Raw genomic sequence first — 12,333 nt, 5'->3', positions numbered from 1 at the left:
GTGCTCAATAGTCGACGGTGCGGCCGCCGCGACGCGACGACAGTGCGCCCTCGGCGACAGCGCCGGCCGATTCGGCCGGGTCCAGATCCTCGCTGCCGGTGGCACGCACCGCGCGCTCGGTCGCCCACGTGCGGATGCGCTGCACCTCTTCGGCCTGAGTCACGGCGAGCGGGATCATCGTATCCACGACCTGCCGCACCACGTCGGCCGTCACCTCGCCGCGGGTGGTGAAGCCCTCGTACAGCGCCGAGACGACCGACTGCTCGATCTCGGCACCGGAGTGGTTCTCGCTCGCGGCCACGAGCGCCGCGATCGCCGCGTCGTCGGACGCCACCGCCTCGAGTCCGTTCGCGTCGGTGGCGCGCGAGCGCAGCTGCAGCCGCCAGATCACCTCGCGCTCGTGGGCCGTCGGCAGGTCGACGAAGAAGATCTCGTCGAACCGGCCCTTGCGCAGGAACTCCGGCGGCAGCGCGTCGATGTTGTTGGCGGTCGCGACGACGAACACCGGGTGCCGCTTCTCCTGCATCCAGGTGAGGAAGGTGCCGAAGACGCGTGCGGTCGTACCCGAGTCGCCCTGACCGGTGGTGTTCGAGAACCCCTTCTCGATCTCGTCGACCCACAGCACGCAGGGCGCGACGGCCTCGGCGGTCGCGATCGCCGTGCGAAGGTTCTGCTCGCTCGAGCCGACGAGACCCGAGAAGATGCGGCCGATGTCCAGCCGCAGCAGCGGCAGCCCCCACGACGCCGCGGTCGCCTTCGCGGTCAGCGACTTGCCGCAGCCGGGGACGCCGGTGATGAGCACGCCCTTCGGCGCCGGCAGTCCGTACGCGCGCGCGTCGCCGAGCCACGAGCCGTCACGGCGCGACAGCCAGCGCTTGAGGTTGTTGAGCCCGCCGACGTCGTCGAGATCGATCTCGGCCCGCACGAACTCGAGGACGCCGGACTTGCGGACGACCTGGCGCTTCTCGTCGAGCACGATCGGCACGTCCTGCCCCGACAGACGCCCGTCGTTCACCATCGCGCGGGCGAACGCGTTCTCGGCCTCGGCCATCGACAGGCCGAGTGCCGCGTGCACGAGCTGGTCGCGGGCGGTGTCGTCGGCATCCACCCGGATCCTGCCGTCGCCCGACGCGTTGTTGTCGATCATCGTCTCGAGGAGCTCGCGGATCTCGGCCGCGGTCGGCAGCGGGAAGTCGAGCAGGTGCGTGACCTCGTCGAGCTCGGGCGGGATGACCCGCACCGGAGCCGTGATCACGAGGGTGCGCGACACGTCGCCGTGACGGAACTCGAGCGCCGTCTCGCGTACGGTGCGCACGAGAGCGGGGTCGCCGGCGCGGTGCTCGCCGCCGAAGTAGGCGTGCAGGTCGCAGAAGACGAACACGCTCGGCTCGTGGACGCCGGCGACGTGCTGGAGGGCCCGCGCCGGGTTGGCCGTGTTCGCCACGGCCTTGCCGTCAGGGCCGAGCAGCCCGAGGGCGGCGGTCCACGTCCACAGCGCGCGCGGGTGCCGCTGCGTCTCGGCCGCGTCCGAGATCGCGCCGATCGCGCGCACCTCCTCGCCCGTCTCGATGTACAGCAGCGGAAGGCGCGCCTTGAACGCCTCGGTGAGAGTGTCGGCGAACGTCACGTCTGCTCCTTGTCGATCGGATGCCGCGTCATGGCGTCGGCGCGGGTGTCGGGGTGGTCGAGGGGGTGGGATCGCCCGCGGGCGTGTCGAGCGCGATGGTCCAGGAGCCTTCGCCCGTGTCGGCCTCGACCTGGAAGACGACGCGATCCGTCGGCTCCCAGGAGGCGCGGACGTCCACCTCATCGAACTCGTTCACGAGGAGGTCCCACCCGCCGACGGTCACGACCGCGACCATGAACAGGCCGCTCCCGGTGTGCTGGAACCGGCCGCTCAGCGCCTCGCCCTCGTACACCAGCACCGCGTTGCCCTGACCGGTGGCGGTCTCGCCCATCGGCAGCACCTCCGGTGTCGAGACGCGCGCGGTCCAGTCGGTGAGCGAGGGCGAGAACCACAGCAGCCCGTCCTCCGCGCCCGGCAGCACCAGGACGTCGGAATCGGGGTACAGCGAGCCGAGGTAGGCCGGGTACTGCCACTGCTCGGAATCGACGTCGAACTCGACGCCCTGCTGCTGGAAGACGCGCACCCAGTCGGCTTCGCCGGCTCCCTCGGGATTCTCGAGCATAAGGAGGTCGGAGCCCCCGTCGATCCGCAGAAAGCCGCCCGCGGCGGTGCCGTCGATCAGGCCGTCCACGATCTCGTACTCCTGCGGATCGTCGGCGAGCCACGGCTGGTAGTCGTCCTCGCCGGGTTCGCCCACGTAGACGTCGCCGGTCTGCGGGTTCACCGCCACCTGCGGCAGCACGGTGAAGGCGATCGCCGCGATGACGATGGTGCCGACGATCCAGGTCACGAGCGAGAACCGCCGAATCCGCTCGGCGCCTGCCATCAGGGGCTCACCCCTGTGACGGTCGGCTCGGGCGTCGGCGCGGCTGTTCCCGCGGGGGTGGATGCCGCATCCTCCGGAAAATCGATGGTCCAGCCGGCGTCGTCCCAGGCGTCGATCACGAACAGCACGGGCCGGCCGTCGGCCCACGCGATCGAGCGGTCGGTGGGCTCGTTCTCGCTGAACACCTCCGTGATGCCGTTCTCGGTGACGGTCTCGATGCTCACGCGGCCCTCGCCGCGCGAGCTGACGCGCGCCGTGGTGGCGTTCCCGTCGAGAGCGAACACCGCCGGGCCGAATCCGCTCACCGTGCCGGAGCGCGGCTCGACAGGCGGCGTGGTGATCTTCATGCGCCAGCGCTCGTCGCTGAACCCGTCGATCCAGAGTTCGACGTCGCTCTGCGGCACGATGACCCAGCGGCCCTCGGTCGCGAGGTAGGACTCGAACTCAGCGGGGCCGCCGTATTCACCCTCGGTGAGGATCGCGCCGCCGGGACCGGTGACCGACACCCGGCCGACATACGTGCCGTCGAGCTCGGTGAGCAGCAGCGGCTGAGCCGGATCGAGTCCGCCGAGCCGCACCATCGCGCCGTCGACCCCGCTGTACACGCCGTCGCCCTCGTCGTCGGCGAGGACCGGGTCGGGGTTCAGCCACGGCTCGTACCCGTACTCGTCGGACGCAGAGACCTCATCGCCTGCCTCGGCGAGCAGGACCGCGCCGATGATGATGACGACGACCAGCCCGAAGATCCAGACGAACCCGTTGAAGGCGAGCAGGCGTCCCCGCGCGGCGCCGCTCAGCGTCGTGTTCGAACTCATTCCCGCCTTCCGACCCCGACCAGGCTATACAACCGGACGCGATCGCTCCGCGATCAGCGAAGAGGCAGCAGACACGTCGGCGACGGCGCGTCGGTGCGGTGCCGCACGCGGCCGGGCACACCGGTGCGCGTGTCGAGCGTGAGCGAGGCGACCTCGTCCGAGAGCTGCCCGGCGACGAGCAGGATGTCGCGCACCACCGCGTGGTGCCGCGGCCAGTCGACGCCGGAGTCGACGAGGGCGACCGGAGCGACCTCGTCGCCGGCGCCGCGCACGCGGAGCGTCGCGAGGGTGTTGCTGCCGCGCACGCCGGCGTACACGAACTGGCTGTCGCGCGACAGCGCCAGCTCGGCGGCGCTGTCACCGGGGAGGGTGCCCGCCCCGAGCGGCGTTCCGCCCACCAGCCGCCACGTGCCGTCGGCCGAGGGCGCGAGCACGAACAGCTCGCACGACAGCTCGGTGACGACGTACAGGTGGCCGCTCGGGTGCCAGACCATGTGGCGCGGTCCGCTGCCTCGCGGCAGCGTCACCTGCTGCACCGGCCGCAGGCGATCGCCGCCGTCTCGCCAGAAGCGCACGACGTCGTACCCGAGGTCGGTCGTCGCCACGAGCCCGCCCGGCAGGAAGACGGCCTGGTGCGCCCGCGACGGACGCGTCGCGTCGGAATCGGTGTCGGCCTCCGCGGCCGCCTCGTCGGTGCCGCCGTGATCGGGCACGAGATGCGCATACTCGGCTCCGGCGGCTTCGCGCAGGGCGCGGGCCGCGGCGACGAGGTCGATGTCGCCGGCCGAGGCCGGGGCGGATGCGGCATCGGGCCCGTACGGGTCGACCGCCGCAGGCGCCAGGATCGGCGACGACGGCCGGCCCGCGGCATCCAGGTCCATCCGGACCACGCGGCCGTCGCCCCAGCAGCTGGCGATCAGGAAGCGGCCGTCGGGCGACACCGCCACATGGCACACCGCCTCACCGGCCGCGACGGGTGCACCGAGCGGCACGAAGGTCGCGTCGCCGGTGCGCCGGAACGCCTGCACCTGCCGGCGCTTCTCGAGCGCCGCGTATACGACGTCGCCCTTCGACAGGCTCCCCGATCCCGGGTGCGGTGCGAGCCACGACGGCGAGTCGGTCGTCGCGACGTCGCCTGCGAACGCGAGCGCGCCACCGGCGGAGGCGTCGTCGGGGGCGCCGGCGAGCAGCATCCCGATCCCGCTTGCGCGGCCCTCCATGTCGGCGGTGTAGCCGCCCAGCAGGAATCTCATGTGTCTCCGGGTCGGTCGAGGCTTTTCGGCTGGCGAGCCCGCTCGACGTCGTGGCCTCGGTCGTTGAGCGAGCGAAGCGAGACGAAACGCGTCAAGCTCGGCACGGGTTCGGGCCCCGCGACGTCAATCGACGAGGTCGTGGCGGACGATGACCGCGTCGCGCGACGCGCCGACGCCGATCACCGAGATGCGCGTGCCGCTCATCGCCTCGAGCGCGAGCACGTACTCCTGCGCCTCCAGGGGGAGATCGTCGAAGCTGCGGGCGCCGGAGATGTCGCGCTTCCAGCCGGGGAAGTACTCGAGGATCGGCTTCGCGTGGTGGAAGTCGGACTGGTTCACCGGGATCTCGTCGAACCGCTCGCCGTCGACGTCGTACGCCACGCACACGGGGATCTGGTCCAGGCCCGTGAGGATGTCGAGCTTGGTGAGGACGAGGTCGGTGATGCCGTTGATGCGGGTCGCGTAGCGCGTGATCGGCGCGTCGTACCAGCCGACGCGACGAGGGCGCCCGGTCGTGGTGCCGAACTCGAAGCCGCGCGAGCGCAGGAAATCGCCGTTCTCGTCGAAGAGCTCGGTCGGGAAGGGCCCCGAGCCGACGCGCGTCGTGTAGGCCTTCACGATGCCCACGATGCGGTCCAGGCGGTTGGGGCCGACACCCGAGCCGGTGGCGGCGCCGCCGGCGGTCGCCGACGACGACGTGACGAAGGGGTAGGTGCCGTGGTCGACGTCGAGCATCGTGGCCTGGCCGCCCTCGAACACGACGACGTCGCCGGCATCCAGCGCCTCGTTCAGCAGCAGCCCGGTGTCGGCCACCATCGGCCGCAGGCGCTCGGCGTACGACAGCAGGTCGTCGACGATCTCGTCGACCGTGATCGCACGGCGGTTGAAGATCTTCACCAGGAGGTGGTTCTTCTGGTCGAGGGCGCCCTCGACCTTCTGGCGCAGGATGTTCTCGTCGAAGAGGTCCTGCACGCGGATGCCGACGCGGTTGATCTTGTCGGCGTACGCCGGCCCGATGCCCCGGCCGGTCGTGCCGATCTGACGCTTGCCGAGGAAGCGCTCGGTGACCTTGTCGAGTGTGCGGTGGTACTGCGTGATGAGGTGCGCGTTGGCACTCACCCGCAGTCGCGACGCATCGACGCCCCGCGCGTGCAGTGCCTCGAGCTCGGCGAACAGCACTTCGAGGTCGACCACGACACCGTTGCCGATGACGGCGTTGACCCCGGGAGACAGGATGCCGGAGGGCAGCAGATGCAGCGCATACTTCTCGTCGCCGATCACGACCGTGTGGCCGGCGTTGTTGCCGCCGTTGAACTTGACCACCCAGTCGGTGCGCTCACCGAGGAGGTCGGTGGCCTTGCCCTTGCCCTCGTCTCCCCACTGGACTCCGACGATCACGATGCCTGGCATGGGCTACTCCCCCGTTATCGGACGGTTACACCCCATCCTATCGGGGCGACGCCGACACGCCCTTGACGAGAGGCGGTTGCGGCTCGGCGAGGTGCAGCTGGCTTCGCCACTGCGGTCTCCGGCGGATGCCGTGCGCGGTGTTCGCACGCCCCGCCCGTTTGGCGTGCCTGTCCGCGCGGATGCATCGGGCGGGTCAAACGGGCACCGGTGTGCGTCGGCCGTTCCGGTCGCGGTTCCGCGGGGTGCACGATCCGCAGGACGTTTCTGCTGACGGGATGCTCTCCTTCAGCGTTCACCACCACCACACCGGTGAAATGCTGCGGACGCGGCACATCTCTCGTGCTGCCCGCAGAGCGGACCCCGCGCCGATGCGCTGGTGAAGGGTCGCCGTCGGCCAGACGATGTGGCAATGAATGAGATCAAGGTTGGCTACGCCAGAGTGTCGACGATCGAGCATGACCTTTCTGCTCAACTCGAGGCTCTGGTGCGGTTGGGGGTGGATGAAGCCCGCATCTTCGTGGATCACGGGATGACGGGCACGAACCGAGCACGGCCCGGTCTGCGGGAAGCGCTCGCGGCGGTCAGATCCGGATACACGCTCGTCGTGACCAAGTTGGATCGTCTCGCACGTTCTCTGCGGGATGCGCGCGATATCGCCGACGAGCTCACGCTCAAGGGCGTCGTACTCAGCCTGGGTGGCAGCACGTGCGTCCCGACGGATCCGATCGGGCGGCTGCTGTTCAACGTGCTCGGCATGGTCGCGGAGTTCGAGACGGACCTGATCGGGATGCGTACCCGCGAGGGTATGGCCATCGCTCGAGCGAAGGGCAAGCTGAAGGGGAAGCAGCCGAAGCTGACGCGCACGCAGCGAGCACACCTCTATGAACTGCTCGATGGTCGTGCGTACTCACAGACCGAGATCGCTGAACTATTCGGTGTGTCCCGGGCGACCATCTACCGAGAAGTGAAACGACGGGTCGCTGCCGCATACCAGTAACGCCCCGTCCCAGCTCCCGCGGTTCGCCGCGGGAGTTGGTGTGGAAAGGACCTGCCTAGAGATGCATTCCGCGCCCGGCCCAGAGCCACCGCGCGGTCAGGGACCCTCGCGCGCCGGCCGGAGGTGTTGCGCCCAGCGATCCGCAGCCGGGGACTGACGTCTAGTCCGCCAGCGTGATGGCGGGCGGGAACCAGTCACCGTGTCGAGCGGGCTCGCGGGCGACGTAGAGGCGGAGGTTCAGCGAGAAGCCTTGGCCCGCGGGGGTGGGCAGCCAGTTGGTTGCCGGTGCGCCTGCGGGTTGAGTGGGTGCGAGCCAGATGCTGGTGGTGCCGTCGTCATTGGTCGCGAGACGCGCTTCGGAGTTGATGTCAAAGCGATCGATCGGGTTCGGGACGACACGGTAGTCGGGTACGGAGTACAGCGTGAGTGACCAGAACGCGTGCACCATCGAGTCCGGCTCGCCGGATGCGAACCGGATCTCGTATGTGTTGTCGCCGTTGAGGAGCTGCTCGTCGCTGCCGAGCTGCCCGACGTAGTAGATGGCTTCGTCGATGATGTTCGCCCAGAGTCCGCCGTAGTTCACGATGTCGCGGGCGAGGATGTCGTCTCCGAAGCGGCCGGCGGCGAAGGCCACGGACCATCCGTTGCGTTGGGTGCCGAAGCCCTTGGTGCCGGCGAGGAACGCCGGCCACGCCTTGGTGGCGATGATCTCGTCGATTGCTGCAGCGGCGTCGTCGCCGGACGCGACGTAGTCGGCGATCGCTGCGACCGAGGCCGCGTGTGCGGGTGCGGTCGGCATCGCATCCGGCGCGGTCGCGAGAAGGGCCGGACCCAGCCGGAACGCGTCGACACCGGGCAGTTGCGCGTTGGTGAAGTCCGGGATCGCCGGGGTGGGTGCGATCCGGATGCCGTCGGGGGCGTCGATGGTGAACTGCTTCTGCAGGGCGACCGCCTCGTCGGGTGTGTCCTTCAGCTCGACGCGGGCCAGGATCTTCGCCTTGGGGCCTGGCAGATCGATCACCAGCGCGTCGTCGCGGACGATCGGGGTGGTCCCGGCCAGCCGGAATGCGACCGCGCCGAACGGATGGTCGGGGAAGTTTCGTTCGTTGACGTTGGCGATGACTTCGCCCCACACGTCCATGATCTGCACCGTGTAGTAGCGGCCGCTGATCTCCGGCACGTTGAGGGTGACGGCGTGGTCAGCGTCGACGCCGATCCATGCCTCCAGGTAGGCGACATCGAGGTTCGGGTTGACGAACTCGGCCGACCCGACCGGGTTGTACTTGATCCTGTTCCAGCCCACCTTCTCGACCTCGATGTCGTACTTCTCCTGCCGGGCCACCAGCAGCCGTCCGAACAGATACAGGTACGCGTCCACGACCTGCTCGTCGGTCGGGATGATCGGGCTCGTAGCAGACATCAAGATCCTTTCCTCGTGGGAGCTGATCGAGCAGCCACGTGGGCATGCGCGCTCCTCTAGCAATGATCCATGAAGCAACCCTCGAACGCCCGCTTGAGGACCGGTTGCGGGCTTTGTCGGTCCCCATCGCGGCCACGTAGATCGAGCCACTCTGCGACGATGGGCTCATGAGCAGCGCGATCGAAGTGAGAGTGAAGTTCGCGGTCGATGACGTTGAGCTGAGCGCTCTTCACGCGCGGGCATTCGGCGCTCCCGAGCCGACAGTCCTGCCCTGGGCGGCACGACTTCGTCGGTACGGCGTCAGCTGGGTCGGCGCCTTCGACGATGAACGGCTCGTGGGCTTCGTGCACGCCTGTGGTGACGGGGGCGCACACGCTTTCGTCCTGGATACTGCTGTCGATCCCGCCCACCAGCGTCGAGGGATCGGACGAGCTCTCCTCGAGGCGCTGCGCACCGAGGTCCTCGCGGCCGGGTGCGACTGGCTGCACGTCGACTTCGAACCACACCTGCGTACGTTCTACGAGGCCTGCGGCTTCGTCCCGACCGAAGCGGGCCTCATCCGCCTCGCGTGACCCGACGCCCGCTAAGGGACCGACCAGCGGGCGGGCCAGCGGGACGACAGTACGGTGAGGCCATGAACGCTCGGACGCGGAAGATCGCCATCGTCGTCAGCACCGGAATCACGGTCGTAGCGGGAATCATCACGGTCATCTACTTCTTCCAGCCGTGGCGCAGTTGTTCCTACGAGGACACCTCCGCCGGGTGCGCAATGCTGCCGGGCGACGCGGTGGTCATGGCGATCTCGATGTGGTCCACGCTCGTAGGACTTATCCTCCTCGGATCCGTGCTCCTGATACGGCCGCGGGAACCCGCTCGCTGATCGACCCCTGGTGCACGCGACGTCGTGCTTCGGGCCCACACTTGCCCACCTCGGCAACGAATTCGACACGAGCGCGGGGCTGGCTGTGAAACGACCAGACCGGCAGGGAGCGGGATCCTTCACCCGAACCCCGCCGCGGACTAGCGTGGGATTGTGTCCGCACCCGCGACCGACGCCCGCACCGCGCACGCCGCCGGCGTGCGGCGGCTGCTCGAGAGCTACTGGGCGCTGCCGCCGGACGCGCAGGTCCGGCTCGCCAAGCGCACCTCGAACCTGTTCCGTTCGCGTTCGGTAACTGCCGCCCCCGGCCTGGACACGTCGGGGTTGACGGGAGTCATCCGCGTCGATCCTGAGGGTCGCACGGCGGACGTCGCGGGCATGTGCACCTACGAGGATCTCGTCGCCGCGACACTGCCGCACGGGCTGGCACCCCTCGTCGTGCCGCAACTGAAGACGATCACGCTCGGCGGCGCGGTCACGGGCCTGGGCATCGAGTCGACGTCGTTCCGAAGCGGGCTGCCGCATGAATCAGTGCTCGAGATGGACATCCTCACCGGCGCAGGGGAGGTGATCACTGCATCCCCGAGCGAGCACGCCGACCTGTACCGGGCGTTTCCCAATTCCTACGGCACTCTCGGCTACGCGGTGCGTCTGCGCATCGAACTCGAGACGGTCCAGCCGTTCGTGACCCTCCGGCAGGTGCGCTTTCACACGATCGCCGATCTGATGGCGGCGATGGACCGCATCGTCGCAACGCGTCTGCTGCACGACGTGCCAGTGGACTATCTCGACGGCGTGGTGTTCAGCGCCGACGAGAGCTATCTGTGCGTCGGGACCCAGAGCTCCGCGCCCGGCCCGGTCAGCGACTACACGGGGCGACACATCTACTACCGGTCCATCCAGCACGACGACGTCGGGAAAGCTGACCGGCTCACCATCCACGACTACCTCTGGCGGTGGGACACCGACTGGTTCTGGTGCTCGGCGGCGTTCGGGGCGCAGCATCCCTTCGTCCGTCGCGTGTGGCCCCGACGCTACCTCGGCAGCGCCACGTACAGCAGGCTCATGCGGCTGGAACGCCGATTCGACATCGGCGATCGCCTCGAGAAGCTGCACGGGCGCCCCGCGCGCGAGCGCGTGATCCAGGACGTCGAAGTGCCGATCGCCCGGTGCGCCGAATTCGTCGACTGGTTCCTCGGGAACGTGCCGATCACGCCCATCTGGCTCTGTCCGCTGCGATTGCGCCACCATCACGCGTGGCCGCTTTACCCGCTGCATCCAGCCGAGACCTACGTCAACGTCGGCTTCTGGTCGACCGTTCCGGTCGGGGGGACTGAAGGCGAGACGAACCGGCTGATCGAGCGGAAGGTGCGCGAGCTCGACGGGCATAAATCGCTGTACTCCGACGCGTTCTATTCGCGGGAGGACTTCGACTCGCTCTACGGCGGGGCGGACTATCGAGCGGCGAAAAGGCGGTACGACCCCGACGGGCGCCTGCTCGACCTCTATCAGAAGGCTGTGCAACGACGATGACCACATCCAAGGAAGGGATGGATGCCTCGGCCGATGGCGACGCGGCCGGCACGGCCGACGCAGAGTCCAGAAAACTCACGCTCGCCGAGGTGCTTGAGATATTCACGGCGGGCCGGCTGCCGCTGCGCTTCACCGCGTATGACGGCAGCACGGCCGGCCCTCCCGACGCGGCCTTCACCCTTGACCTGAAGACACCCCGCGGCACGACGTATCTTGTCACCGGGTTCGGCGACCTCGGGCTCGCGCGCGCCTACATCGCCGGCGATCTCGACATCCGAGGTGTGCACCCCGGCGACCCATACGAGCTGCTCAAGACGCTCGAGACCCTCGAGTTCCCGCGAGCATCGCCGCGGCTCATGGCCCGGATCGTCCGCTCGATCGGCATCGAGCATCTGCGCCCGGTCGCGCCGCCGCCGCAGGAGGTGCCCCCGCGCTGGAGACGCATCGCCGGTGGCCTGCGGCACAGCAAGTCGCGCGATGCCGAGGCGATCCACCACCACTACGACGTCTCGAACATCTTCTACGAGTGGGTGCTCGGCCCGTCGATGACCTACACGTGCGCGTGCTACCCGCACCTCGACGCTTCGCTGGAGGAGGCACAGGAGAACAAGTACCGGCTCGTGTTCGAGAAGCTGCGGCTGAAGCCGGGCGACCGGCTCCTCGACGTCGGCTGCGGCTGGGGCGGCATGGTGCGCTACGCCGCTCGTCGGGGCGTTCACGCCCTCGGAGTGACGCTGTCGCAGGAGCAGGCCGCGTGGGCGCAGCGCGCCATCGCCGACGAACGGCTGGAGCACGCTGAGGTGCGGTACGGCGACTATCGCGACATCGCCGAGACCGGTTTCGACGCGGTGTCGTCCATCGGGCTGCTCGAGCACATCGGGGTGCGCAACTACCCGGCGTACTTCCGCTTCCTGCGCTCGCGGATACGCCCGGGAGGCCTGCTGCTCAACCACTGCATCACCCGCAGTGACAACAAGACCGAGCCCGCGGCGCGGGGGTTCATCGACCGTTACGTCTTCCCGGACGGCGAGCTGACCGGTTCCGGTCGCATCGTCACCGAGGCACAGGATGCCGGGCTCGAAGTGCTGCACGAGGAGAACCTGCGCCCCCACTACGCACTGACGCTCCGTGACTGGTGCGCGAACCTCGTCGAGCACTGGGACGAAGCGGTCACCGAGATCGGACTGCCCGCCGCGAAGGTGTGGGGCCTCTACATGGCCGGATCACGGCTCGCCTTCGAATCGGGCGGCATCGAGTTGCACCACGTTCTGGCCGTCAACTCCCGGGGAAACAGCGACGATGCCGACCTTCCGCTGCGGCCGTGGTGGACGCCATAGCAGCGCGCGGCCGGAGTCGCTGCGGTTCTCATCTCAACTCCGCCAGGCTTCCGGTACCAACGGTTAATCGTCGACCGGCATGATCGAGCCGAGTTGCGCGGACATGGCTCGGCCTTCGTTCCTCGCCCGCATGAGGACCGGCATGCGGGCGTCCGCAGCGTGGCGGCTGAGCCACTCATGTGCTGAAATCTCGAAGGTGCACCTCGGGTTTTGAAGCACAGCACGGTGCTGAGGC

11 protein-coding genes are annotated in these 12,333 nt (G+C 68.9%); 5 read left to right on the top strand and 6 right to left on the bottom strand.

Going from position 1 to position 12,333, the window contains the following annotated elements:
* Window positions 1-4: 4 nt before the first annotated feature.
* From ABG085_RS00485 to ABG085_RS00465, 5 genes are all read right to left on the bottom strand, one after another.
* Entirely contained in the window at window positions 5-1,627 is a 1,623-nt protein-coding gene (locus tag ABG085_RS00485; protein ID WP_347977499.1) for an AAA family ATPase, read from the bottom strand.
* 28 nt (window positions 1,628-1,655) lie between these two features.
* Entirely contained in the window at window positions 1,656-2,453 is a 798-nt protein-coding gene (locus tag ABG085_RS00480; protein ID WP_347977498.1) for a hypothetical protein, read from the bottom strand.
* The gene (locus tag ABG085_RS00475; protein ID WP_347977497.1) at window positions 2,453-3,268 is read right to left on the bottom strand and encodes a hypothetical protein; all 816 of its coding nucleotides are present in this window, start codon (window positions 3,266-3,268) and stop codon (window positions 2,453-2,455) included. Before ABG085_RS00475 ends, ABG085_RS00480 begins: the two co-directional genes overlap by 1 nt.
* 53 nt (window positions 3,269-3,321) lie before the next feature.
* Window positions 3,322-4,521, bottom strand: coding sequence for a beta-propeller fold lactonase family protein (locus ABG085_RS00470; RefSeq protein ID WP_347977496.1), 1,200 nt, complete (start codon window positions 4,519-4,521; stop codon window positions 3,322-3,324).
* A 123-nt stretch (window positions 4,522-4,644) separates the two neighbouring features.
* Complete coding sequence (locus ABG085_RS00465) at window positions 4,645-5,931, bottom strand: adenylosuccinate synthase (RefSeq protein ID WP_347977495.1); 1,287 nt, start codon at window positions 5,929-5,931, stop codon at window positions 4,645-4,647.
* Between the two features lie 409 nt (window positions 5,932-6,340).
* Between ABG085_RS00465 and ABG085_RS00460 the strand changes: the two genes are divergently transcribed.
* The gene (locus ABG085_RS00460) at window positions 6,341-6,928 is read left to right on the top strand and encodes a recombinase family protein (RefSeq protein WP_347977494.1); all 588 of its coding nucleotides are present in this window, start codon (window positions 6,341-6,343) and stop codon (window positions 6,926-6,928) included.
* Window positions 6,929-7,088: 160 nt separating this feature from the next.
* Here ABG085_RS00460 and ABG085_RS00455 read toward each other — a convergent pair whose 3' ends face one another.
* Window positions 7,089-8,348 (bottom strand): DUF1214 domain-containing protein, encoded by a 1,260-nt coding sequence (locus ABG085_RS00455; RefSeq protein ID WP_347977493.1) that lies wholly within the window; start codon window positions 8,346-8,348, stop codon window positions 7,089-7,091.
* A 167-nt stretch (window positions 8,349-8,515) separates the two neighbouring features.
* Between ABG085_RS00455 and ABG085_RS00450 the strand changes: the two genes are divergently transcribed.
* The 4 genes from ABG085_RS00450 (at window position 8,516) to ABG085_RS00435 (ending at window position 12,098) form a co-directional block, all read left to right on the top strand.
* The gene (locus ABG085_RS00450; protein ID WP_347977492.1) at window positions 8,516-8,920 is read left to right on the top strand and encodes a GNAT family N-acetyltransferase; all 405 of its coding nucleotides are present in this window, start codon (window positions 8,516-8,518) and stop codon (window positions 8,918-8,920) included.
* A 62-nt stretch (window positions 8,921-8,982) separates the two neighbouring features.
* Window positions 8,983-9,228, top strand: a complete 246-nt coding sequence (locus ABG085_RS00445) for a hypothetical protein (RefSeq protein ID WP_347977491.1) — start codon at window positions 8,983-8,985, stop codon at window positions 9,226-9,228.
* 153 nt (window positions 9,229-9,381) lie between these two features.
* Window positions 9,382-10,761, top strand: a complete 1,380-nt coding sequence (locus ABG085_RS00440) for an FAD-binding oxidoreductase (RefSeq protein WP_347977490.1) — start codon at window positions 9,382-9,384, stop codon at window positions 10,759-10,761.
* Entirely contained in the window at window positions 10,758-12,098 is a 1,341-nt protein-coding gene (locus ABG085_RS00435) for a class I SAM-dependent methyltransferase (RefSeq protein ID WP_347977489.1), read from the top strand. Before ABG085_RS00440 ends, ABG085_RS00435 begins: the two co-directional genes overlap by 4 nt.
* Window positions 12,099-12,333: the final 235 nt, after the last annotated feature.

Origin of the sequence: Microbacterium sp. ProA8, assembly GCF_039905635.1 — a bacterium.
In the GTDB taxonomy this organism is placed as follows: Bacteria; Actinomycetota; Actinomycetes; order Actinomycetales; family Microbacteriaceae; genus Microbacterium; species Microbacterium chionoecetis.
This window is presented reverse-complemented; position numbering and strand designations above follow the sequence as displayed.

Bases quoted from the DNA above. Each gene is read 5' to 3' on its own strand.
- ABG085_RS00480 (WP_347977498.1), bottom strand. From the start codon at position 2,453: ATGGCAGGCGCCGAGCGGATTCGGCGGTTCTCGCTCGTGACCTGGATC.
- ABG085_RS00475 (WP_347977497.1), bottom strand. From the start codon at position 3,268: ATGAGTTCGAACACGACGCTGAGCGGCGCCGCGCGGGGACGCCTGCTC.
- ABG085_RS00470 (WP_347977496.1), bottom strand. From the start codon at position 4,521: ATGAGATTCCTGCTGGGCGGCTACACCGCCGACATGGAGGGCCGCGCA.
- ABG085_RS00465 (WP_347977495.1), bottom strand. From the start codon at position 5,931: ATGCCAGGCATCGTGATCGTCGGAGTCCAGTGGGGAGACGAGGGCAAG.
- ABG085_RS00460 (WP_347977494.1), top strand. From the start codon at position 6,341: ATGAATGAGATCAAGGTTGGCTACGCCAGAGTGTCGACGATCGAGCAT.
- ABG085_RS00455 (WP_347977493.1), bottom strand. From the start codon at position 8,348: ATGTCTGCTACGAGCCCGATCATCCCGACCGACGAGCAGGTCGTGGAC.
- ABG085_RS00450 (WP_347977492.1), top strand. From the start codon at position 8,516: ATGAGCAGCGCGATCGAAGTGAGAGTGAAGTTCGCGGTCGATGACGTT.
- ABG085_RS00445 (WP_347977491.1), top strand. From the start codon at position 8,983: ATGAACGCTCGGACGCGGAAGATCGCCATCGTCGTCAGCACCGGAATC.
- ABG085_RS00435 (WP_347977489.1), top strand. From the start codon at position 10,758: ATGACCACATCCAAGGAAGGGATGGATGCCTCGGCCGATGGCGACGCG.